We start from the raw sequence: 21,585 nt of genomic DNA, 5'->3' as shown, positions 1-21,585 counted from the left end.
TCAGAACGCATACAGAACGGCCAGCGTGGCGCTGGTATCATTCCGGCGTTCCACCACCTGACTATCGGCAACCTTGTCAGTGAGCCAGGTTGAGGTCACCCCGACGTTCGTTGACCAGGCGGGGCTAAATTGATGCGTCCAGTTCGCCCCCAGCGCATAGCCGTAAATGCCTTTTCCTGCATGATAGGCCGCGAACCCAGAGCGAAGACTCTGCTGCGGCGTCACGCCATAGTAGGTTTGATTAAAGCGGGCATCCCCCATCAGCACGTCCGCCGACAGCGCCAGCACATCGTCTTTTTCCACGGACTGCCATACCGTGCTCTTTGCTCCGACGCGGTACTGGTTTCCCCTTTTTGTCTCACTCAGCGCAAATTCGCCGCTCGCTTCCAGCGCCAGCCACGGCGCAAACTGATACCCCGCCGTTACGGTGGTCGTTACCGCGCCTTTCACCTTGCCCATTCCTTTCAGTCGGTTTGAGCCTGCGCGCCACTGGCTGTTTTTGTCATCCCTTCCCAGGTCGTAGCCAATCGCATGATCCAAATAGAAACCGGAAGGCGACTGGTATTGCCAGCCAATACCGCGTGTGGAATCGAAATAGAGTGGGCCGCGCTGAACGGTCAGCACAGGCAGCGCGGTGGTTTGACGATTTTTGCTCCCCATATAGCGCGGTGCATTCAGGACGGCGACACCCACGGTCACATCCGTGTGGTCACCCAAGAGCGAGGGCAATGATACTTCTGGCTCCGCGGCGAATGCCGTGCCAGATAGCGCGATAGCAGACAAGCTGGTGGATAAAATAATTTTTGTTATGTTCATACATCCCCTCTTTTACGCGGTAATCTTGCACCGTGACGTTTCCCGACAGGCGCAGCGTGATTGGTGTTGGCTTTTCAGCGTCGCGGCGGATTATGCTGACGTTTAGTCAAGAAACGCTTTGTGGTTTTTTAAGATTTCATCAAGAGGGTGCGATGGCAGAAAAACGGGTGTTAATTATTGAAGACGACATGGACGCCGCCAGCGTGCTCGAAGCTTATCTGCGACGCGATGGCTATCAGGTTTCTATCGCGTCTGATGGACAAAAAGGTCTGCACATGGCGCTGACCAGTAAACCCGATTTGATTTTGCTGGATGTGATGTTGCCGAAGATGAATGGCTCTGAGGTGCTGTCCGCCCTGCGGCAGCGCAGTAATATTCCAGTGATTATGGTCACCGCCATCGGTGACGAACCGGAAAGGATCGGCGCGCTGCGCTACGGCGCGGATGATTATGTCGTCAAGCCCTATAATCCGCAGGAAGTGGTGGCCCGCGTACAGGCCGTACTGCGACGCACTGGCTACGCCATTCGGGAAGAGGCGATCCTGACATTCGAAAATTTATCCGTTGACCCGACCTCTGTCACAGCAAGCATCGCGCTATCGCCATCCGAATCCGTGGTGCTCGATCTGACGCCGACCGAATTCAACATTCTGGTGACGCTGCTCAAAGCGCCAAACCGCGCCTTTACCCGTGGTGAACTGCTGGAAGCCAGCCTGCCGGAAAGCGACGCGCTGGAGCGTGTGGTGGATACCCACGTTCACAACCTCAGGAAGAAGCTCAATCAGTACGACATCATCAATGTGCTCGTCACCGTCCGCTCCGTCGGCTATCGATTCCGGTGAACCAGATGAAAAAATCGATCTTTCTGTCAGAAAAAATGTCGCTGTGGCGCTGGCTATGCTTTCGCATCATTTCTCTGCTGCTCGCAACCCTGCTCATCATCGCTACCCTGATGTGGCTGCGCTTCGCCGTCAACAATGTCTACGTCGAACAGCAGATGCCGGACGCTGTGCGGGCTGAGTTTCAACAGTTAAGCAAACAGGAAGATTACGGTAATCCTCGCTACCAGCAGATTATCAATCAGTATTACGGCCCGGATTTCTTTGTGCCGAATATTGCCAGCAGCGACTGGCTGGTGTTGGCAATTATGGTGCTGATCGCTCTACCCACCATGGTGGTCGTGGTGCTGTGGCGCGCGCGACCGCTGTCACAGCAATTTTCCAATATTGCCAGCGCCGCACGCGACGTCGCTCAAGGGAAATTCGATACCCGCACGCCGCTTGTCGAGCAGGCACCGATGGAGCTGGTAACGCTGGCGGACGACTTTAACAACATGACCGCACAGCTGGAGCGCTACGAACGGGAACTGCGCGAATCCAGCGCGGCGCTGGCCCATGAACTGCGTACGCCGTTAAATGCGGCGATGGGCCGCGTTCAGGGCATGCTTGATGACGTCTTCCCGCGTGATAAAACACAGCTGACGATGGTCATCAAACAGCTCGAACAGCTCAATCACGTCATTCAGGATCTGCACTTCCTGTCACTCGCCAGAGCCGGACAGTTGCAACTGGTCCAGACCCCTTTCTACTTCGACGAACTCATCACCGAGCGACTAACCTGGTATCGACCACAGCTAGAACAAGCTGGCTTCCAGACGCATACGCATATCGAACAAAGCGACTTTTGCCTTGCGGACCGCGAACGGTTAGGACAGGTGTTCTCGATTTTGATTGAGAATGCCTTAAGTTACGCCAGCGATGGCGGCTATCTGGCGGTTGATGTACGTGAAACGACGCTACGTGAAAACACGCCGTGCTGGCAGATTACCGTCTCCGATCGCGGGCCGGGCATTGAGCCAGAATCGCTGCCCCTGCTTTTTGACCGTTTCTGGCGCGCCGAGCATTCCCGCGGACGACACTCCGGCGGCAGCGGGCTGGGGCTATCCATCGCCTCAGCCATTATCACCGCACATGGCGGCACTATTTATGCAGAACACGGCAAGAACGGCGGACTTGTCATCATAATGACGCTGCCTCGTCGTACCTGAAAGAACAGTACCTGAAAGAACGGTGCATGATTAGTAATTGCCAATAGTTAAAAAGCATAGCGAAATTATTGCTATGCCCTGCCGCAGGGGGAAAGCAAGGAAAATAGCGGCCACATTCATCGACTACCTGATGAGATAAACAAGACAACCCCAGACGCCGCGCCCTACCGCGAGGCAGACCGTACGCCAGCGTGATTTTTCTCTCAATGAATCGTTATATTTATCTGGAATGAGATAAGGCGAAAAGAACTAATTTCGCTATAAGTATTTCGCTACTCTGCATGAGCGAAATATATCGCCTCGATTAAAACTCAATCACCAAGGTAATGATAATGAAACGTTCACTTCACCAGGTATTCATGGCGATCACGCTGATTAGCGCCTCCTTTTTCAGCCAGGCCGCCGACACACAAACCTCGACATGGCAACACATCAAACAGACCGGTGAGTTACGCATCGGCGTGGCACAGGGCGAACCCTGGTATTTTAAAAATCCATCAACCGGCGAATGGGATGGCATCGGCTATAACATCGGTAAAGAGCTGGCAAACGATCTGGGGGTCAAGCTGGTGACGGTGGAAACCACCTGGGGTAATGCCATCGCCGCCTTACAGACTGGTCAGATCGATACCATGCTGGTGCTCGACCCAACGGAAGAGCGGAAAAAAGCGGTCGATTTTCCTGAGCAACCCTTCTTTTGGTATGCGCAAGGCGTGTTGATTCGTGATGGCATTACGGTGACCAACTGGGACGACCTCAATCGGGAAGATGTTAAAATCGGCGTCACGCTGGGCTCCAGCCCGGACCTGATTCTGACCAAACGTCTGCCAAAAGCGCAGCTGGTGCGTTTCCCGAATATGGATGAAGGCGTGGCCGCGTTCTATGCGGGTCGGGTCGATGCGCTGTCCTATTTCCACCCTGCTCTGGCGCTGCAACAGGCTAAAGTCGGCAAGGGCAATCTGATTCTGCCGAAGCCGATTATTGAAGTCAGCACCAGCGGGGCAATCCGTAAAGAAGCCGATCAGACCTTCCATAACTTCCTGAATGACGAGTTTGCCAAGCTGTATCAATCCGGCAAGACGCAGCACTACTATGAGCAGGCGCTCAAACTGCGCGGCGTGGACGTCAGCAAAGTGCCGTCGGTCATTAAAGAAGACTGGAAATAAGTCGGAAACGGTTAAAGCGACAGCCCTGAACGGAGTCAGGGCATCTGCATTAGCGGGGTCAGCAGCGCGGCGACATCCTGACAGTGTTCCAGTTCGGATAACGCCGCCGTTGCCTCCGCAACCGTTGTTGGGGCAAGCCGGGACGAGAGATTCTCCGCAAATTTCGCCATGATGCGGCTTTCCGCCAGCGGGTGTTCTGCGCACCCCAGCGGAAACGCAATGCGCTCACCGCTCACCACCTTTCCCTGCGTGACAACGTCAACCTGCAGCACCGGCCGGCGCGCCTGCGCCATAAGCTGCTCGAGTTCGGGAGACACCTCAACGTCAACCTTATCGGCCAGTGCCAGAAGTTCCGGGTTAGTTAGGGTGTCGTCCGCACTCCAGCGATGGCGCGGAATCCGATAAGCCAGACAGGCCAAAGCAAACGGCAGACTGAACTGCGCATCTGTCGCATTTTTCGGTCGTGTATCCATGAAATCAGCGGCTAGCCTCTGGCTGCCTTTGACCCGAATCCGATCAATAGCCTGCGGCGACAGCGCCAGATCGTGCTGTACGCGTTCGAAGGATTCCAGTGCGGTATGTATCCAGCGGCAGGCCGGATACGCCTTAAAACTGGCGTGCTGGATCGCCCACGCCTCTCCCAAGCCAGCAATCAATGCCGCTTCATCAAAGCGATCAGATCCCATCATGCGCCAGAATCCCTGCTCGCCGGACAGCACATCTCTTGGGCCTATAATCCCGCCGCGATGTAGCTCGACACCACGGACGCCCGCTTCTGCGGCTGGCGCGTTGTAATCCTTAAAGGAAACCAGCGGTCGCTGCTGCCAGTTATATTTGTGCAAGCTGGGCAATGGCGTCAGCGACGCCGCCAGACCGATGGCATTCTCTAACCCTGCGGCATCACACCCTGCGAGTAATCCGTAGGCCACTGCCGCCCCGATAGATTCGTGCTGACACACGCCATAAACCTGCTGAAAACGCGCCGGACTCGGCTGCTGAGACTGAATGATCCGGCCATTAATCTCATACGCCGCAGCCAGCGCACAGATCAGCGTTTCGCCGTCGATCGGACGCGTACCGACTGCCGCCAATGCGGCGGCAACCAGCGAAGCGCCGGGGTGCCCCATGCCGCGTCCGGCAACCTCATAACCATCATCGTAATCCAGCGCATTGATCGCTGCCGCATTCAAAAACGCCGCGCCGATGGCCGCCAACGGCGCGCCGCCATCCAATACCGGGCAATTGCCCGCCGCATAGTGCAGGCGGGTGACACGCGCGCAATCCCGCACTACCTGGCTACTCGCACCGGCAATGCCGCAGCCCAGACTGTCGATAAAATGCAGCACGATTTTTCGTCTTAACGCGGCGGGAATGTCCTGAATCGTCAGTCGGTGGGCAAAGGTCGCGAGGCGCAACGTCAGAGGGAGTTCAGCAGCGTGAGGCATCGGCATTCCGCCATTCTTTTATAAATAAAAGGAATATTAGCACCACGTTTTATTATTTATTTATCATTTTTTCGACCTGCTAAGATGCATCGGTTCTAACAAAATAAGAAACGTATTTCCTAATTAGGTTGTTTCCAGGGGCGCTATTTTATGTCTTATCAGTGGGATTTTTCCGCCATCTGGCCCTATCACCAGCTGCTGCTGGAGGGGCTATGGGGAACGATAAAGATCGGTGCTACCAGCATCCTGATCGGGATGGTGGCAGGCATGGTGCTCGCCGCCATGAAAATGTCGGCCCGTCGGCTCTTGCGCCTGCCCGCCGCGATGTTGATTGGCTTTTATCGTAATACGCCCGCGCTGGTGCATTTTTTCTGGATTTACTACGCCCTGCCCGTCATTACGCCCTTAACGTTTTCGCCTTTTACCGCCGCTGTCATCGCGCTGTCCGCACAGTCCGGTGCCTTTTATGCCGAAGTTTACCGTGGCGCGATCTCTTCTATTCACGCGGGACAATGGGAAGGGGCAAAAGCACTGGGCATGTCGAAATCAACCGCGCTGCGTCGGGTTATTCTGCCGCAGGCGTTACGCCGGATGATCCCGCCCTTTATTGAGCGCTCGTTTGAACTCATCAAATCGACATCGCTGGCGTCCTCTCTGGCCTACAGCGAGCTGCTTTATCAGGCAATGCAGATAAACAGCCAAACCTACCGACCGCTGGAAGTCTACAGTCTGGTGGCTGTGATGTATTTCACCCTGCTGCTGCTGATTAGCCTGTTCAGTCAACATATTGAGAAACGGCTGTCGCTGGCAGACCGTCGGCTCGCGTAAGGAACATCATGCACTATCAATGGGATTTCTCGCTAGTCTGGGACAACCTTCCCGTGCTGCTGAAAGGCCTCGGCGTCACACTCGAACTCTGGCTGCTGGCCGGTGTGCTGGGAACCGTGCTGGGGCTGGTTTTCGGTCTTTTTCGCGTATTTGGCAAACGCTGGCTGTCGCTGCCCGCCAGATGCTTTGTCGAAATCTTCCGTAATACGCCCGTCCTGATCCAGCTGATCTGGTTTTATTACGCCTTTCCGGTTCTGGTCGGTGTGCAATTCAGTACCTTTGCCGCCGCCGCGCTGGCTCTGACGCTGTATAGCGCGGCGTACTGTACGGAAATTTTCCGCGCGGGGCTGCAATCCATCGACCACGGGCAGTGGGAAGGCGCGAAAGCGCTGGGCATGCGACAGGCGGTGATCCTGCGGCGCGTGGTTCTGCCACAGGTATTGCGCAACATGTTGCCCGCGCTCACCAACCGGATGATCGAGCTAGCCAAGGTGACCTCGCTGGCCTCCATACTGGCCGTCAACGAATTGATGTATCAGGGGCGGCTGCTGAGCAGTACCTATTATCGTCCGCTGGAAATCCTGACGGTGGTCGCACTGCTCTATTTCATTTTGATCTGGCCGGGGAGCTACCTTGCCGCACGACTTGAACGTCGTTTCCGTTCAACCCCCTAGCCCCAGCGCCACAGGATTGCTATGAGTGAAACTATTACCTTGAATGAAAACAGTACTTTGAATGACGATATCGTCCTGCGCATTCGCGGGCTCCAGAAACGCTTCGGTGCCGTTGAGGTCCTGAAGGGGATCGATCTGGATGTACGACGCGGCGAAAAAATTGCCATCATCGGCGGCAGCGGGTCAGGAAAAAGCACCCTGCTGCGCTGCCTGAATTTTATGGAGATCCCCAGCGCCGGTACCATCGAGCTCGATGGCGTGGTACTGGGAAAAACCAATGCACAAAGCCAGCGCGATTATCCCGAAAAGCAGCTGTGCGCCGTGCGGGAACGCGTAGGCATGGTGTTTCAGCAATTCAATCTGTTTCCCCATCTGACCGTGCTGGAAAACGTGCGTGAAGCGCTGGTGTCGGTGAAGAAAATGTCGCGACATGACGCCGATGTCATCGCCAAAGCGCAGTTGGAAAAAGTCGGACTGAGTAACAAGCAAGACGCGCGCCCCGGTAGCCTGTCCGGCGGTCAGCAGCAGCGGGTGGCAATTGCCCGTGCGCTGGCGATGTCACCGGAAGTCATGCTGTTCGATGAACCGACATCGTCACTGGATCCAGAACTGGTGGGCGAAGTACTGCACACCATCCACGCGCTCGCGGAGGAAGGCCGTACCCTGCTGCTGGTCACCCATGAACTGGGATTCGCCTATCACTTCGCCGACCGCGTTATCTTTATCGAAAATGGCGTGATCCACGAAATGGGCAGCGCCGAGCAGGTGCTCAAAAATCCGCAGCAACCCCGTACCCAAGCCTTCCTTGCTCGTTTTGCCGAGCGAGCGTTTTAACTCATCATTCAGGAACCGCACGATGCAACCCACCTTATCCAGCCAGAGCAGTCAGGCCTATTTGCAGGACCCACGTAACAACGACGTACAGGTATATGTGAATGGGGAATTTGTTCATCGCGACAACGCGGTGGTGTCGATTTTTGATTCCGGCTACGTGTGCGGCGACGGCGTATGGGAAGGCTTGCGTTTGGTTAACGGTCGCCTGATTGCGCTGGACGCACATCTGGATCGCCTGTTTGACGGTGCCGCCGCGATCCAACTGGATATAGGCCATAGCCGGGAAGAACTGACTGCTATTCTCTATCGAACGCTCACCATCAACGGCATGACCGATGGTGCGCATATTCGCCTGATGATTACCCGAGGGAAAAAGCATACGCCAAATCAGGATCCCCGCTTTATTATCGGCGGTGCGACGGTGGTGTGCGTGGCGGAGTATAAAGTCGTCGATACGGCGGCGAAAAAACGCGGGCTGACGCTGTTTACCTCCACCTACCGCACCAGTACGCCAGACGTCTTCGATCTGCGGCTAAATTCGCACAGTCGACTTAATCTCATTCAGGCGCTGCTACAGGCGTTGCAGGCGGGAGCGGATGAGGCGCTGATGCTGGATCCACACGGTTTTGTCGCCAGTTGCAACTCCACCAACTTTTTTATCGTCCGCCGCGGTGAACTATGGACGTCGTCGGGACGCTACTGCTTCAACGGCATTACCCGCCAGACCATTATCGATCTCGCGCAGGCCAACGGACTCACGGTCAAGGTGCAGGATTTTACGCTGGCAGAAGCCCTCACCGCTGATGAAGCCTTTGTCACCGGCACGCTGGCGGGCATCACCCCGGTAAAAGCGCTGGATGGCCGCCCGTTTAACGCCGAACATCGTCCGGTTACCGAACAGCTCAGCCGCTGGTATGAGGCGTATCTGCACGCGCAGTGATTGAGGCGCTACGTTCAATAACGAATTGATTCAACGAAATATTAACCGTCAGAAACATTTCATGTAACCTAAGCGCCACTTTTTCAAAAGAGCAGGTCAGGGAATGAAAGCCGTAAAGTTACTGTTTGGCATCCTACTACTGAATATGGTCATAGGGGTCAGCACGGCTATCGCCGCCCCGGACGATACCCCACACCCTTTTTACGCGGGTAAAACGCTGGCGCATCCGATTATTTCGGGCGCACGCGACAGCAGCGCCCTTCTGGTTTTCATTCAGGAAAACCAGGCGGTCAAAGGCTATTATTGCTTCTGTAGCGAAGAGGATCACAGTGTCGATCACCTTCCCCACCTGCTCGGTACCTTCCCCGATTCCACCATTGAATCCGTGTTTTATGCCGACATGGACCAGGCGGGTCAAATCACGCTGGTGTTGAGTAAAAGCCACGGCAAGTTCGCCCTGCGCGGTTGGCGTTACATCGAAGACGGCAGCTATATTCCGGTGCTGAGTTTACAGCCGGTTCTGGACAAGCTGGTTCACGAGAATAAGGATCTCAATGCAACGTCGATAAAACGCGCCCTCGCCAAGCTTCCACCTTATGACTACAGCGCGCAGTACCCGAAGTTCGATAATCACGATTTCGATAACATCGACTTTACTCAGGGCGACGTTGTCGGCTGGTATCTTGACGATGGCACACCTTCTCATGCTGCGAAGCAGCCAGCAGACAACGTCTACGCCTATAAAAAAACCTTCGCGGAAAAAGACGGTTTATTTCTTACCGTAACCTTCCGTCGCGTGGAAGACAGCGCAACACCCGGATTTCGCGCGACAGCCATCAGTTGGCAAGCTGACCCGGCTAAATTCAGCGGCAGCGAGAATGGGCCTTATGCCTATTACTCGCCGCAATATGGCTTAGTAAAAGGTTTTTTCCTACATGGCGTTCCTGACGGAAAATGGACCACCGTCGGCGAGAACTTCAGCAGTTCAGGTGGCTATGTCGCGGGACAACAGCAAGGCCAGTGGACCATCAGCGATGGGCAAGAAACGGCAACGGGGTTGATGAAAAACGATGAACGTGAAGGCCGCTGGGAGATCGCCGACGGCATGGATGGCAATACACCAGAGCTAAGTGGCTTCGATACTTACCTCAATGGCCAGCGTCATGGCCCCAGCGAGCGCCATCTGGCGGGCGTGCTGCGCTCGAAGGGCGATTATGTTGATGACCAGCCTGAAGGTATGTGGATCACCGAAAACGGCGAAGGTCCGTTTGTGAAAGGCGTGGCTAACGGGATGTGGAAACTCAAGACAGCTGACGGCGAGATCCAGCAGGTCGAACTGATCGCTGGCGTAAAGCAGGGAGAACTGCGCTGGAGTGATAAGCAAGGTCGCCTGACACAAATCATTAATTATAAAGACAATCTTCCTCACGGCTTGTACCAGAAGTTCAACGCTGCCGGAAAAATGGTTTATCAGGCTGACTATGTCATGGGCAAACTGGAGGGCCGTGAAATCGAATATTATGACGACGGCACCACTGTGCGCGCCGATCGCGGCTACCGAAATGGCGAACTCGACGGCCCGAATATCTATAATTTCCCCGACGGAAAACCGAAGTCCATATCAACCCTTGACCGCGGTTATGAAGTCGGACTGATGCAGGAATTTACCGCCACTGGCGTCAAAATTACCGAACGCAATTACTGCCCTCTATCGATGAGCGGTCGCGGCTACTGCGGTAAACAGCAAACCTTCAACCCTGACGGCACGCCCCTCACCGAAGCCGATTACCTGTTCAACCGCCAGCAAACCAATAATACCTGGTATGCGAACGGTCAGCGTCAGGATGAAACGCGTATCGGCACCGATGACAGCTACACCCAAATCAGCTATTACCCTAACGGCCAGATGCAATGCATTAGTCGCGCGCAGGGTTTCAAGCCGTTGGTGGTTGATGGCAAAGAGTACAAAGATTATCAGGGCGCGCTGCGTCAGGGTGAAAGCGCCTGTTATTACCCCGATGGCAAAGTCAAAAGCAGCGGAATCTGGAAAGACGGCAGACTGACCACAGGCTGTGAAACCCGTTTCGATGAGAACGGAAAACAGACCGCCCCCGGCCCTAAAGGCTGCGTGATTCCGAAATGGGAGTATGAACAATGAGATCCCACACAGGAGAAACGCTCAGTAATTGATGATTCTGCACGGGTGTGCGGGTAATTCATATCCTTTCGAAAGTGGCACCGCATTGAGTGAGGTTATATGGAGGCAACTGCTTTCCAATACTCACTCAATGGGATAACGATAAGCCCCGACGTCTGCTTGGGGCGAGGAGCGGACAGCAACGGTGAATGCTTGACGGATGTTTTACCTCGAAGCTATTAGCAAAAAATCTGCCAGCGAGTATGCGTCCGCTTTGACTGCGCTTGTTAGCTATTTATTCCATTGCCGATAATCAGTTGTAAATCCGTCGAATGAAGTATCTGGAAGATGAATGCGGCAATTAAGTTTTACTCCTGAATAGTTCTCCGTAAATGAAAACTGTGTAGTTGTTATTGCATCGTTTCTCATTATACGAGGATTTTTTGATCTATGATTTACTATAAAGGTCCTATCACGTATGCGTTCAAAGGCCCTGTGCAATCCGCTATCTGCGCCTAAATAAAAAGAAGCATTCATTAGTGCTTCAACTTGATTAAACGAATATGTTTGAACCGGATTATTCACAATGTACTCAATAGCAGCTTCTAACCTTGAAATACCTTCAGGAATTAGCTCCGCCTCTCTCATTAACTTTAGAGCGTAATTGCAACCTATTGACACTCCTTTTGCTTCATCATTATTTCTCATCATAAACTAGCGTGAATATTTCAAGCTCCCCAGTTTTTTTCTCGATGGCGTTATTTTCTTCATAAAGACCTATTGCCTCATCCCCTTGGTAGAGGACTTCAACTTTTACTTTCATAACGTTTTTCTCCGTAAACTATGTTTATAGAAAATGGCGGTGCATGGGAGCGAATAACTAATTAATTGATTGAGGGGTTTTAGCCGCAAATCAAAAATTTCCACGTCTTCGTTCACGATTTTATCTCAGACCAAACTAACGCCGAAGCACCTCTAATTCAACAGTTTTTTCTAAAATAAATAACCGTGGTACCGCCCAAATTCACACAGCAAGTACGCAAGTTATCCTTAATTTTCTCAAGAGAGATATCAGCTAAATTAACCTGTAGTCGGAGCAAATAAATAACAGAGGCTTATTGCTCTGATGGATGCCGCCCCTAGCACAAAGCAATCATTGCGAACGTGGTACGATCCGCTTTGAGCGGGAGCGGACATTCATAGCGCTGGCACGAGTGCTTCATAGAATAGTGGCAACCCAGTCTGCAAACGCGCGAACGGCCGGAGAAAGAAAACGCTGATGTGGGTAAAGTAATGTGACCGGAACTGATGGCGGCTGCCAGTCAGCCATAACCTCAACAAGTCTCCCTTCCTGAAGATTCTCAAAGACGATGCTTTCAGCAAGCTGTGCCAGCCCAAAACCGTCAAGACACATTTTAATATAGAGTCCCGTTTCGTTAACGGCTGCATTTCCCTTTACTGGCACGGACAACGTCTCAGTGCCACGCAGGAAATGCAGTTCATCCGCGCGCCTGGCAGAGCCGGAAAAGTAGTGAATGGCCCGATGCTGTGACAACGCTTCAGGGCTATCCGGAATACCATACTCCCTGAGATAGTCCGGTGAGGCGCAAGTGATCCACCGAAAACGGCCAAGCGGACGGGCCACAAGCGTAGAGTTATTCAGCTCCCCCGTCCTGATTACGCAGTCCACGCCCTCCTGAACGAGATTGACCTGTCGATCGCTTACTCCAATCATCAGGTAAATATCCGGATAAAGCCGGTAAAAGTCTTTCAGGTTTGGCATAACGATGAAATGCGCGATCCCACCCGGCATATCAACTCGCAGACGCCCCTGTGGTCGCCTGACGGAATCCTTCAGGCCGGATTCCGCATGTTCGATTAGTGAGAGAATTTCCCTGCACTCACTGAGATACTGAAAACCTTCCGGGGTAAGGCTGACCCGCCTCGTTGTCCGGTTAAGCAGGCGCACCTGCAGATATTTCTCAAGACTTTTAATCGTACTGGTAACCGTTGAAGCAGGCAGTGAAAGCGCTTCTGCCGCCCGCACGAAGCTTCCGGCTTCAGCTACCCGGATAAAGATCTGCATAGCCTGTATACGATCCATTTTTTCCTCTCCCCGGCAGTCAGTGAATCTTATTATTCGCAGATTATGAATTATGAAAACGGTTTGGACACCTTTTTAAGGTTAATTGGGTGACGTATCGTTTTCCTGATTTTCAGAAAAGAGGCTGTATAAATGACCGATTACATCAGAAACATTGTTAATAACCAGGTTGTAAACCCGCCTGTAACGCTGATTCGGGGTGCAACAATCCTGAGCATGGATGACAGCGTGGGTAACATTGAACGCGGCGACATTCTTATCAGTGGTTCAACCATTACCGCCGTAGGTCAGAACCTGAACGTACAGGATGCGCACGTAATAGATGCCACGAACATGATTGTCATGCCGGGGATGGTGGATTCTCATCGTCACGCATGGGAAGGTCAGTTGCGCCGCATCAACCCAAATGCCACCTGTCTAGACGACTACAGCAACGCCACGCACTTCTCTTTCGCCAAGTTCTACCGCCCTGCCGATATCTATGTCGGTAACCTGCTTACCGCTCTGGGGGCTATTGACGCGGGTATCACTACCGTCATTGATAATTCGCACAATAGCCGCACCGCTGCGCATTCGGACGCCGCCGTAGAGGCCCTGCTTGATTCGGGTATTCGCGCCATCCACGCCTCCGGTGCACCGATCTCGGGCGAATGGGACAGTGCGCACTGGCCGGGCAACTGGCAACGTCTGCAGGAGAAGTATTTCAAAAACAATCCCGAAGGGCTTGTTACTCTTGGCGTCATGGCACAGCTGGAGCCGGAGTTGTGGGCCGAGGCGCGCAGGCTGGGACTGCCAATCGTCACTGAATTCTTTGGCGCTGAAATGGCCTCTGAGCTTGAATCGCTGCATCAGCAGGGGCTTCTTGGACCGGACAATATTTTCAATCACTGCACGTCACTGCCTGACGAGGGATGGAAGATCCTGCGGGAAGCGGGTGTTCGCGTGAACGTCTGTCCCCGCTCTGATGCGCACTATGGCATCGAAGACGGTATGTATGCCATTGAGGCTGCGCATCACCACGGCATCAGCCCGGGACTCAGCGTTGATAACGAAACGTCCTACAGTACCGACATGTTTATGGAAATGCGCGTGGCATTTTACCTGCAAAGGGTTATGGGCATGCACCAGCAGCACTGCTGCGATCCCGCACATTCGCTCAAATCGCTTCCAGCAGCACAGCTCCTTAAAGCAGCGACCGTCGACGGTGCGGCCTGTGCAGGGTTGCAGGACAAAGTGGGCAGCCTGACGCCGGGCAAGCAGGCCGATCTGATCCTGATTAACGCCGGCGACATCAACCTCTACCCGTCGGGGAATGCCTTTGGCACGGTGGTACATGCGACGGAGCGCAGCAACATCGATACCGTCATGATCGGCGGACGCATCGTCAAGCAGAACGGCAAAGTCCTGGGCGTGGACAGCACGCGTCTTCGTGCAGCCATTGATGAATCGCGTGAGCATCTGTTTGCCGCCGCCGGATATGAGCCTGACATTTTTGCGGAAACCTTTCTGCCCCTGAAGCAAGCACACTGACAGGTAAACGCATGAGCATGATTTATTACACCATCGCTTTTGCAGCAGGTCTCGGGATCACTCTGCAGACCACCCTGAACAGCCAGCTGGCGCGAGGGCTCGGGGGCGATCCTGTCACCGCCGCGTTGTTTTCCTTCGCTGCCGGAGCGTTCAGCCTTGGGATTTATTCACTGCTGCGCGGAGGATTATTGACTTCGCTTGCGGCCATTCCGTCACAACCGTTGTGGAGTCTGGCGGGAGGCCTGATCGGGGCCTGTGCTCTGTTCAGCTATGTCGTACTCGCGCCAAAAATCGGATTTTCAGCCCTGCTCGGGTTGGCGATTGTCGGACAGTTACTTTCATCACAGATGATTGACCATTTTGGTCTGCTGGGTGCCATACGAAGGCCGGTTTCGTTGCTCAGACTGGGTGGAATGCTGGTCATGCTGGCCGGACTTGCCGTCATGCTCTTTGGCGATCGCCTGTCACAACGTTTTCTGAGCTGACAGAGAAAACGCATACGCCCGTGGCGTCAGAAACTAATCCACTTTACGGCAGGGAATCCCTGCCTCTCTAAGGTAATAAACAATGCTTACTATTGCAGCTTATGCCAGCAATGAACTGGGAGAATGTCCCCTCTGGTGCGAAAGGACACGTCGCCTGTACTGGACAGATATTGAGAGGAGTGAATTACTCGCTATCCAGGAAGACGGTGAAGAAATCAGCCGTTGGCCCTTACCGAAACGCCTCGGCTCATTTGCGCTGACAAATGAAGAACACATACTGCTGATGGGGTTTAAATCCTGCCTGGGCTATTACGATTTGCAGAGCAATACGTTTACCCTGGTTTCCTCCTCACCCGGTGCACCCGGTACGCGTATTAATGACGGCCGCTGCGATCGCGCAGGCAACTTCGTATTTAGCACGATGCACGACGGCTATCCGGTGGAGCCCATCGGTAAATTTCACAGGTTAAATTCTGTCAGTCTGGAAACGGAAACACTCGACCTGCCCGCTGTTGCCATTCCTAACAGCATCTGCTTCAGCCCGGATGGGGGCACGATGTATTACAGCGACTCCATGCAGGGACGAATCTTTTGCTGTGATTATCCTTCGCTCGACAATCAGCGAATCTTTACGGAAGTCGAAGGCGGCGGCGCGCCTGATGGTTCCTGCATTGATGCACAGGGTTATCTGTGGAACGCCGAATGGGGCGGCAGTCGGGTTGTTCGTTACAGCCCAGAGGGAGAAACGCACAGTATTCTGTCTGCTCCTGCCATCCAGACTACCTGCCCGGTGCTCGGCGGTTCGTCACTGAACACGCTTTTTTGCACCAGTGCTCGTGTTGGACTTACTGAGCCAACCACATATGACGGTGCACTGTTCAGTATCCGGTCACCATTTTTTGCCGGATTGCCAGAAAGCCGCTTTGGCTTAATCTCATCCAGGCGTTGCAGGCGGAAGCGGATGAGGCACTGATGCTGGATCCACAATGCGCGACTGATTTCTCAAGTAATAAGGAAAAGGACAACATTGTGTTTTCCTTCAGACGGAACTGTGGTGTGGAAAGTCAACCGTTACCATGAGCCCGCCTTCTGCAGACGTACTTAGGTATACGTTGCTGTTGTGTTGCTGCGCAACTGCTTTGACAATTGCCAGTCCCAGCCCGCTCCCGCTTTGCATCTGATTGGGATCGCGAAAAAATCTATCGAACACGCGCTCCCTCAATTCAACTGGAATACCGGGCCCTGCATCTGAGACACGTAACTGCGTGGATTTATCTAATGATCGTACCTCTACCTCAACCCGCCCGCCTTCAGGACTGTACTTCACGGCATTTTCAATGACGTTGTCAATCAGCGACATCAGGCGTTCCCTAACAGCGGTAATCCAGATTTCATCATGGGAGTAAAATTCAAGTTCAATCCTGCGCCCAGCCGCTAGCGGTGCCAACGCGGCCATTCGCTCTTGTATAAGCGTCGTCAGCGGCACAGGCTCCATAACCGTGTCAATGCGCGCTTCGCTGTGCATCAACAGCAGAAGTTGATTGACGAGACGAGCAGCACGGCTATTGCTGCGAATAATCCCTGCAAGCAACGCCTGTTGATTATCGCTGCTTATATAGGACTGCAAAGCCTCAACATTGATTCGCATCGCAGCCAGAGGGGTACGCAGCTCATGAGCGGCATCTGCAATGAAAACCCGTTCCCTTTCAGCACTTTCTCGCACCCTGGCAAGAAATATATTAATAGCGTCCACCATTTGGCGAAGCTCCCTGTGCTTTGGGACTTCTTTTAAGGGAGAGAGATCTTCTGGAGTGCGTAAGGCAATTTCATTTACCACCTTGTTCCAAGGTCGCATTGCAATGCGGATTGACAGCCACGCGGGAAAAAGAAGAAAAGGAATGCAGACCAGCAGCGGCAATATGTAGTATCCGCGCGAGTTCAGGTATATAAAGAAGTTCCAGCCTCCGGCTGGGGTGACCAGCGTGACCTCCGCGTCGGAGTTCCCGGACTTTAGCGTACGGCTAGTCCAGGTGCGGCCGTCGCTCTGAATGCTCTGAATTTTCCCATATCGGGTGTTTGTCACCCCTGCCGGCGCGCCATCAGATGAATAAATTACCTCTTTATTCTTCCGAACGATTAGGCTGATTGACAGCTCTGGATCTTCCCCCCCGCCATAACCTTCCTGCAACGCCTTGCTGAACTTTTCCAGCACATCGGTTAGATCCTGCGGACGATCCCCCATACGATCAACCAATGTAAGAATGGTTTCGTAAGTCTTGTTGCCCAATAGCATAGAGGGGCTACGCAAGTTCTCCCATAAAATGTAGGTCAGAAAAAGACACCAAAGCAGTGTAAGCAATAGCATTTGGGCGATCATAATTCTCCGCACGAGCGTTGGGATTTTTAGGTGGCACCAAAAATTACGCATCAACCTGCCCCCTTCTGAATCGGTACGGTATCAATGACATACCCTACGCCCCTCACCGTTCGCACATAGCCCTCGCCGATTTTGCGACGCAAATTGCCCATATGCACATCGAGAGGGTTGCTCATGTTTTCTTTTGCACCGAATATCTTTTCTTCCAGAAACCGTCGTGTAAGCACGCGGTCAGTGCGCAACATTAACGTTTCAAGCAGAGCATATTCACTTGCCGTCAAATCAACATTACGAGCCCCCACTGTCACGCGTCGCGTCGGCACATGGAGAGATAATCCTCGAATTTCTATCACCTCATTCTGAAAACCGTAACTGCGCCGCGCAAGTGCTCTCACTCTGGCCAACAATTCAGCGAGAACAAAAGGTTTGACGAGATAGTCGTCTGCACCGGCATCCAGCCCAGCCAGACGATCTTGCAGAGTGCCTCGGGCAGTCAGGATGATAACGGGGATTCCCTTGAACTGCTGACGCAGGCTCGCCATCAGGCTCATGCCATCACCGTCGGGCAGGCCGAGGTCGAGCAATACAAGTTCTGGCACGCAGAGATCGAGTTGATGCAGCGCATCCACTTTACGGCGCACCCATATAACATCTAATCCTTGATCTTCAAGGGCAATACGCACGCCATTGCCGAGATCGAGGTCGTCTTCAATTAGGAGAATGTTCACAATAGTTACTTTATCAACAGTGCATGAAGAACGTCTGAAGAAAAAACGGTATCAGGAAATCTATCAGATTTGCAGCCCGGTGCTTGCTTCAGTATTTCTTCATTTTTGGCTCATGAGAACTTCAGGGTGAGAATTCAAACTGGGCGTTCTGGTGTTTAAAACCGCTTGTATCGTAATCAGTTGAATCCACAAGGACTTCTTTAATGAGAAACATCGACCTGCATCATAAGTTCCTCCATTCGCTCTCGGGGCGTGCCCTGAAAAAACTATTGTCGGGCGCTGTCCTGGCATTACTGGCTACCCCGACGCTGGCAGCAGAACAGAAACAGGGCAACGAGTTGGCTCTGGGGGGAAGCGTGGATGTTGCGCCACGTTATTCGGGTTCGGATGAAAGCCGCGTCACGACTGCCCTGGTGATTGATTACTCTATGGTAAATGGTTTCTTCGTCAGCACCACGCGTGGTATCGGTTACGGTAACAGCATCGGCAAGTTGGATTACAGCGCTGCGCTGAGCTATCGCGCAGGCCGTAAGGATCGTGACGTGGACAGCGACTCGATCAGCTACGGTAGCGACCACTTGCGAGGTATGGGTGACGTCAAAGGATCGGCTGTCGGTGTGCTTGGTCTGGGGTATAAGGTGACGGACTGGCTTAATTTACAAGTGCAGGCTGAGGTGCCGGTTTCTCAACGAAGCAATGGTGGAGCCCTGCATTTTGGCATTATCAGCCCGCTCTATACGTCATCGAAAAATTCCGTCACGCTGGCGCTGACCAGCAGTTGGGGGACTAGCGAGTACATGCAGACTTACTACGGGGTAAATGCATCCCAGTCGACCGCATCGGGGTTTACCCAACATGATGTCGGATCTGGGATTTATGCCTATTCACTGAATGCTGACTGGACGCACAAGTTCAACCAAAACTGGAGCATGATTGCCGCAGCAGGCTTTACGCAGTTGACTGGTGATGCACGCAATAGCCCAATTGTTCAACGAAAAGCATCGCCTACCGGAAGCCTGAAGGTGACATATAGCTTCTGATCGTTGTTAGACGTGTGCTTTCAGGCAGATTGTGGCTATACACCGTCAATTAATACACATTCGAACCGCCCCAGTTCAGATGATGGGGCGGTACTCAGCTCACCCACTCGCCCTGCTTATGCCCTGTAACTCAGAGCATCTGCCTCATCTCAGGGTTCCCATCAAAATGATGGTTTTCTGAATAGATTCATCTGATGACCTGAAGTCACGCTTTCTGTCGGAAGTGTTAGTCTCCCGTCAAACCGCCCCATCCAGCTTTTGGCAAATCGGATCTTACTCACCGTGATGTTCACAGCGTCTGTTTTTGGCGCGAAGTGGCCAGACCGAGGGGCTGTCAGGTCTGCTTTGAGCGAGGAGCGGAAGTTGGTTTTCCGGAAGATCTCTAAAAGTGAATGGTCCGGTTAAGCGGGCTGTTTACAGCTGAGCTGTATAGAATTTTTTTCAATTCGCATTGATTTCGCTGAAAAAATTTTTATATTTCCCCTCACTACTTTTATCCAAGATAATGAGGTTCTCAATAGATCGCGTGATCGATGTATAGATAACCTCAGGAGTATCTTTGTCATCCATAATATAAAACACGGTTTTAGACTCCAGACCTTTAAAACTATGTATCGTGGATAGTTTGATCAATCCACTATTCAGATAAAAATGATTTTTCTTTGTCCTTCTTACCCGCTCAATATCAGATTTAATACCAGTATGTCGCTTAATAAAATCACGCAACTCCTCTTTTGTGAGCAATTTTAATCTATTGATATCGTAATACTTCTTTCCTTCCGGTAGGAGTTCAATTAGTTCTTCATATGTTTCAAACATACAGGTGGTATTTTCAAATTCAGTCAACCTTTCATTTAATCGACGAACAAGAAAAATATTAGACGACAGAATAACAATATCATTTGGATTGAAACTATAATTTCTGATGTAACTTTGAATTTTTTCAAAGCATTTATTTTCCCAGTCGGATGGAAAGAAATGATATTTGATAATATCAAAATTCATTTCTGACTGGATATTTTGTTGTTCAAATAAGTCTATATCTGCATGTTTTTCGACCAGATACTTCAATTGATAATCTTTAAAAATTCGATTCAAAGGCGAGTCACTGCTTGTACGATAGGAACGACTTAATTTCTTCCACTCACCAAATCCCTGCACGATGACGGCCGCTCTTTTGCTATCTCTTTCATAAATATTTTGTGATTCGTCACCAAACAGAATCATTTCACCCTCGTGATTGAGGAAGTTGTCACGAATAATTTTTACCCATTCATTTTCAAAGTCCTGAACTTCATCAATCAAAATTGTCCGATACTGACTAACAGAAAAACCGCTGAATAAATCACGGTTAAATAATTCATTAAATCCATATTTTTCAATTAATTCACTGACATCCTGTTCTGTCTCAATCAATTGAGACATGAAAAACTGATGATAATTTGTCACTGCGAAATGTTGATCGTCTCGATAACCAAGAACATCGCTGATTCGGTCTTTAATGAGGTTTTTTAGTGTAATATTGAAAGTCAGAATCAATACAATATCATCATGCCGATGAAATGCATTTACCGCTCGATTTGCAATGATAGTAGTTTTGCCACAGCCTGCTACACCCTTAATCTTTTCTTTTCCAGACACGCTTATTGCCAACTTACTCTGACGCTTATCTAAGAAGATTTTTTTCCCCTGTTTTAAAGTATGGTCGCTTGGCATCAAGCGTCTTTTAAAATCGTCATACACACGATCGTCGAACAGGACATGTGGCTTAAAGCTTTTAATTTTATTAACGAGTTCTTTTATTCGATCAGCGCCGTAAGCCATGGACTTATCTCTAGTTGACTTTCTTTTTAGTCGCGATATTTTGTCTGCCTGTTGATTGTATTGCTCTATAGAAATTTCTTTATTCCTGTATTGTTCATCAATATACCTAGATCGCTCCATCAATTCACTCTGGGCGTGGGAATATAACGAATCTATATTAGCTTTATTACCTTTGTGTAAGTAAACAAACGGCTGGGCAATGTTAAAAAAATTGCGATTTTTTAGATAAGACAGACCTAATACTGGTAAATGTAGATTATATAAATTTGACTTGTACCTGAAAGCTTGTGATTGAGGTGATGAAATCTTCGACACCCCTTTTTCAGAACTAACTTGCCATTTATTAAAAGCATCCACACTATAATTAACTAGGTTATAGTCCTTCACTTCAACAATAAAAATTGCCGTGTGTTTTTTAAGAATGATAAAATCAGGGCGATCCCCATCAATAAATGGATTAAAGAAAATTTCGTAGCTATCATCCAAGCTCTCCGTAAGGTGATTTAACAAGTGAAGCTCACCGGGAGTGGGTGCAACCTTTAAACGGAGTATGTTTTCCAAAGTTGGATGAAGGATAGACACGCTAACACTCTCTTTATAATGAATAACC

20 protein-coding genes are annotated in these 21,585 nt (G+C 51.5%); 12 read left to right on the top strand and 8 right to left on the bottom strand.

Going from position 1 to position 21,585, the window contains the following annotated elements; translation table 11 throughout:
• Nucleotides 1–816: a MipA/OmpV family protein gene (locus MYB54_RS07505; protein WP_248721747.1), complete on the bottom strand. Its 816-nt coding sequence runs from the start codon at nucleotides 814–816 to the stop codon at nucleotides 1–3.
• A 152-nt stretch (nucleotides 817–968) separates the two neighbouring features.
• Between MYB54_RS07505 and MYB54_RS07500 the strand changes: the two genes are divergently transcribed.
• The 3 genes from MYB54_RS07500 to MYB54_RS07490 all read left to right on the top strand — a co-directional run bounded on the left by MYB54_RS07500 (nucleotide 969) and on the right by MYB54_RS07490 (nucleotide 4,029).
• Nucleotides 969–1,658 (top strand): response regulator transcription factor, encoded by a 690-nt coding sequence (locus tag MYB54_RS07500; RefSeq protein WP_040043613.1) that lies wholly within the window; start codon nucleotides 969–971, stop codon nucleotides 1,656–1,658.
• 5 nt (nucleotides 1,659–1,663) lie between these two features.
• The gene (locus MYB54_RS07495; RefSeq protein WP_205593568.1) at nucleotides 1,664–2,863 is read left to right on the top strand and encodes a sensor histidine kinase; all 1,200 of its coding nucleotides are present in this window, start codon (nucleotides 1,664–1,666) and stop codon (nucleotides 2,861–2,863) included.
• Between the two features lie 332 nt (nucleotides 2,864–3,195).
• Nucleotides 3,196–4,029, top strand: coding sequence for a transporter substrate-binding domain-containing protein (locus MYB54_RS07490; RefSeq protein ID WP_014915956.1), 834 nt, complete (start codon nucleotides 3,196–3,198; stop codon nucleotides 4,027–4,029).
• 35 nt (nucleotides 4,030–4,064) lie between these two features.
• Here MYB54_RS07490 and MYB54_RS07485 read toward each other — a convergent pair whose 3' ends face one another.
• Entirely contained in the window at nucleotides 4,065–5,474 is a 1,410-nt protein-coding gene (locus tag MYB54_RS07485) for an MmgE/PrpD family protein (protein ID WP_248721958.1), read from the bottom strand.
• A gap of 150 nt (nucleotides 5,475–5,624) precedes the next feature.
• Here MYB54_RS07485 and MYB54_RS07480 point away from each other — a divergent pair, with 150 nt between their 5' ends.
• The 5 genes from MYB54_RS07480 (at nucleotide 5,625) to MYB54_RS07460 (ending at nucleotide 10,908) form a co-directional block, all read left to right on the top strand.
• Nucleotides 5,625–6,302, top strand: a complete 678-nt coding sequence (locus tag MYB54_RS07480) for an amino acid ABC transporter permease (RefSeq protein WP_248721746.1) — start codon at nucleotides 5,625–5,627, stop codon at nucleotides 6,300–6,302.
• An 8-nt stretch (nucleotides 6,303–6,310) separates the two neighbouring features.
• A complete protein-coding gene (locus MYB54_RS07475) occupies nucleotides 6,311–6,976 on the top strand; it encodes an amino acid ABC transporter permease (RefSeq protein WP_248721745.1) in 666 nt (221 codons plus the stop codon).
• Between the two features lie 21 nt (nucleotides 6,977–6,997).
• Nucleotides 6,998–7,810 (top strand): amino acid ABC transporter ATP-binding protein, encoded by an 813-nt coding sequence (locus MYB54_RS07470; RefSeq protein WP_248721744.1) that lies wholly within the window; start codon nucleotides 6,998–7,000, stop codon nucleotides 7,808–7,810.
• A gap of 22 nt (nucleotides 7,811–7,832) precedes the next feature.
• Nucleotides 7,833–8,750 (top strand): aminotransferase class IV, encoded by a 918-nt coding sequence (locus tag MYB54_RS07465; RefSeq protein WP_248721743.1) that lies wholly within the window; start codon nucleotides 7,833–7,835, stop codon nucleotides 8,748–8,750.
• A gap of 103 nt (nucleotides 8,751–8,853) precedes the next feature.
• Nucleotides 8,854–10,908 (top strand): toxin-antitoxin system YwqK family antitoxin, encoded by a 2,055-nt coding sequence (locus MYB54_RS07460; RefSeq protein ID WP_248721742.1) that lies wholly within the window; start codon nucleotides 8,854–8,856, stop codon nucleotides 10,906–10,908.
• A 270-nt stretch (nucleotides 10,909–11,178) separates the two neighbouring features.
• Here the strand turns inward: MYB54_RS07460 and MYB54_RS07455 are convergent, their stop codons facing one another.
• The 3 genes from MYB54_RS07455 to MYB54_RS07450 form a co-directional block, all read right to left on the bottom strand.
• Nucleotides 11,179–11,598, bottom strand: coding sequence for a hypothetical protein (locus MYB54_RS07455; RefSeq protein WP_205531548.1), 420 nt, complete (start codon nucleotides 11,596–11,598; stop codon nucleotides 11,179–11,181).
• Nucleotides 11,585–11,710, bottom strand: a complete 126-nt coding sequence (locus tag MYB54_RS21950) for a hypothetical protein (protein WP_256468942.1) — start codon at nucleotides 11,708–11,710, stop codon at nucleotides 11,585–11,587. Before MYB54_RS21950 ends, MYB54_RS07455 begins: the two co-directional genes overlap by 14 nt.
• A gap of 396 nt (nucleotides 11,711–12,106) precedes the next feature.
• Nucleotides 12,107–12,991, bottom strand: a complete 885-nt coding sequence (locus MYB54_RS07450; protein WP_248721741.1) for a LysR family transcriptional regulator — start codon at nucleotides 12,989–12,991, stop codon at nucleotides 12,107–12,109.
• Between the two features lie 132 nt (nucleotides 12,992–13,123).
• Between MYB54_RS07450 and MYB54_RS07445 the strand changes: the two genes are divergently transcribed.
• The 3 genes from MYB54_RS07445 (at nucleotide 13,124) to MYB54_RS07435 (ending at nucleotide 15,979) form a co-directional block, all read left to right on the top strand.
• Nucleotides 13,124–14,521 (top strand): amidohydrolase family protein, encoded by a 1,398-nt coding sequence (locus MYB54_RS07445; RefSeq protein WP_248721740.1) that lies wholly within the window; start codon nucleotides 13,124–13,126, stop codon nucleotides 14,519–14,521.
• Between the two features lie 11 nt (nucleotides 14,522–14,532).
• Complete coding sequence (locus MYB54_RS07440; RefSeq protein WP_039503666.1) at nucleotides 14,533–15,006, top strand: DMT family transporter; 474 nt, start codon at nucleotides 14,533–14,535, stop codon at nucleotides 15,004–15,006.
• Nucleotides 15,007–15,088: 82 nt separating this feature from the next.
• Complete coding sequence (locus tag MYB54_RS07435; protein ID WP_248721739.1) at nucleotides 15,089–15,979, top strand: SMP-30/gluconolactonase/LRE family protein; 891 nt, start codon at nucleotides 15,089–15,091, stop codon at nucleotides 15,977–15,979.
• A 66-nt stretch (nucleotides 15,980–16,045) separates the two neighbouring features.
• Here the strand turns inward: MYB54_RS07435 and MYB54_RS07430 are convergent, their stop codons facing one another.
• Nucleotides 16,046–17,434, bottom strand: a complete 1,389-nt coding sequence (locus MYB54_RS07430; protein WP_248721738.1) for a sensor histidine kinase — start codon at nucleotides 17,432–17,434, stop codon at nucleotides 16,046–16,048.
• Nucleotides 17,434–18,111, bottom strand: a complete 678-nt coding sequence (locus MYB54_RS07425) for a response regulator (RefSeq protein ID WP_014915965.1) — start codon at nucleotides 18,109–18,111, stop codon at nucleotides 17,434–17,436. The genes MYB54_RS07430 and MYB54_RS07425 overlap by 1 nt, the downstream gene beginning before the upstream one ends.
• Nucleotides 18,112–18,314: 203 nt before the next feature.
• Here MYB54_RS07425 and MYB54_RS07420 point away from each other — a divergent pair, with 203 nt between their 5' ends.
• The gene (locus MYB54_RS07420) at nucleotides 18,315–19,151 is read left to right on the top strand and encodes a MipA/OmpV family protein (protein ID WP_248721737.1); all 837 of its coding nucleotides are present in this window, start codon (nucleotides 18,315–18,317) and stop codon (nucleotides 19,149–19,151) included.
• A 441-nt stretch (nucleotides 19,152–19,592) separates the two neighbouring features.
• Here MYB54_RS07420 and MYB54_RS07415 read toward each other — a convergent pair whose 3' ends face one another.
• Nucleotides 19,593–21,557, bottom strand: coding sequence for a nuclease-related domain-containing DEAD/DEAH box helicase (locus MYB54_RS07415; protein ID WP_248721736.1), 1,965 nt, complete (start codon nucleotides 21,555–21,557; stop codon nucleotides 19,593–19,595).
• Nucleotides 21,558–21,585 lie beyond the last annotated feature (28 nt).

This window comes from Pectobacterium nicotianae (genome assembly GCF_023272715.1).
Taxonomy (GTDB): Bacteria; Pseudomonadota; Gammaproteobacteria; order Enterobacterales; family Enterobacteriaceae; genus Pectobacterium; species Pectobacterium brasiliense.
The sequence above is the reverse complement of the archived record's forward strand: the minus strand, read 5'-3'. Positions and strand labels throughout refer to the sequence as shown.

What these genes read in the sequence shown, in the direction of transcription:
- MYB54_RS07505 (WP_248721747.1), bottom strand. Translation starts at nt 816, where the DNA reads ATGAACATAACAAAAATTATTTTATCCACCAGCTTGTCTGCTATCGCG.
- MYB54_RS07500 (WP_040043613.1), top strand. Translation starts at nt 969, where the DNA reads ATGGCAGAAAAACGGGTGTTAATTATTGAAGACGACATGGACGCCGCC.
- MYB54_RS07495 (WP_205593568.1), top strand. Translation starts at nt 1,664, where the DNA reads ATGAAAAAATCGATCTTTCTGTCAGAAAAAATGTCGCTGTGGCGCTGG.
- MYB54_RS07490 (WP_014915956.1), top strand. Translation starts at nt 3,196, where the DNA reads ATGAAACGTTCACTTCACCAGGTATTCATGGCGATCACGCTGATTAGC.
- MYB54_RS07485 (WP_248721958.1), bottom strand. Translation starts at nt 5,474, where the DNA reads ATGCCTCACGCTGCTGAACTCCCTCTGACGTTGCGCCTCGCGACCTTT.
- MYB54_RS07480 (WP_248721746.1), top strand. Translation starts at nt 5,625, where the DNA reads ATGTCTTATCAGTGGGATTTTTCCGCCATCTGGCCCTATCACCAGCTG.
- MYB54_RS07475 (WP_248721745.1), top strand. Translation starts at nt 6,311, where the DNA reads ATGCACTATCAATGGGATTTCTCGCTAGTCTGGGACAACCTTCCCGTG.
- MYB54_RS07470 (WP_248721744.1), top strand. Translation starts at nt 6,998, where the DNA reads ATGAGTGAAACTATTACCTTGAATGAAAACAGTACTTTGAATGACGAT.
- MYB54_RS07465 (WP_248721743.1), top strand. Translation starts at nt 7,833, where the DNA reads ATGCAACCCACCTTATCCAGCCAGAGCAGTCAGGCCTATTTGCAGGAC.
- MYB54_RS07460 (WP_248721742.1), top strand. Translation starts at nt 8,854, where the DNA reads ATGAAAGCCGTAAAGTTACTGTTTGGCATCCTACTACTGAATATGGTC.
- MYB54_RS07455 (WP_205531548.1), bottom strand. Translation starts at nt 11,598, where the DNA reads ATGATGAGAAATAATGATGAAGCAAAAGGAGTGTCAATAGGTTGCAAT.
- MYB54_RS21950 (WP_256468942.1), bottom strand. Translation starts at nt 11,710, where the DNA reads ATGAAAGTAAAAGTTGAAGTCCTCTACCAAGGGGATGAGGCAATAGGT.
- MYB54_RS07450 (WP_248721741.1), bottom strand. Translation starts at nt 12,991, where the DNA reads ATGGATCGTATACAGGCTATGCAGATCTTTATCCGGGTAGCTGAAGCC.
- MYB54_RS07445 (WP_248721740.1), top strand. Translation starts at nt 13,124, where the DNA reads ATGACCGATTACATCAGAAACATTGTTAATAACCAGGTTGTAAACCCG.
- MYB54_RS07440 (WP_039503666.1), top strand. Translation starts at nt 14,533, where the DNA reads ATGAGCATGATTTATTACACCATCGCTTTTGCAGCAGGTCTCGGGATC.
- MYB54_RS07435 (WP_248721739.1), top strand. Translation starts at nt 15,089, where the DNA reads ATGCTTACTATTGCAGCTTATGCCAGCAATGAACTGGGAGAATGTCCC.
- MYB54_RS07430 (WP_248721738.1), bottom strand. Translation starts at nt 17,434, where the DNA reads ATGCGTAATTTTTGGTGCCACCTAAAAATCCCAACGCTCGTGCGGAGA.
- MYB54_RS07420 (WP_248721737.1), top strand. Translation starts at nt 18,315, where the DNA reads ATGAGAAACATCGACCTGCATCATAAGTTCCTCCATTCGCTCTCGGGG.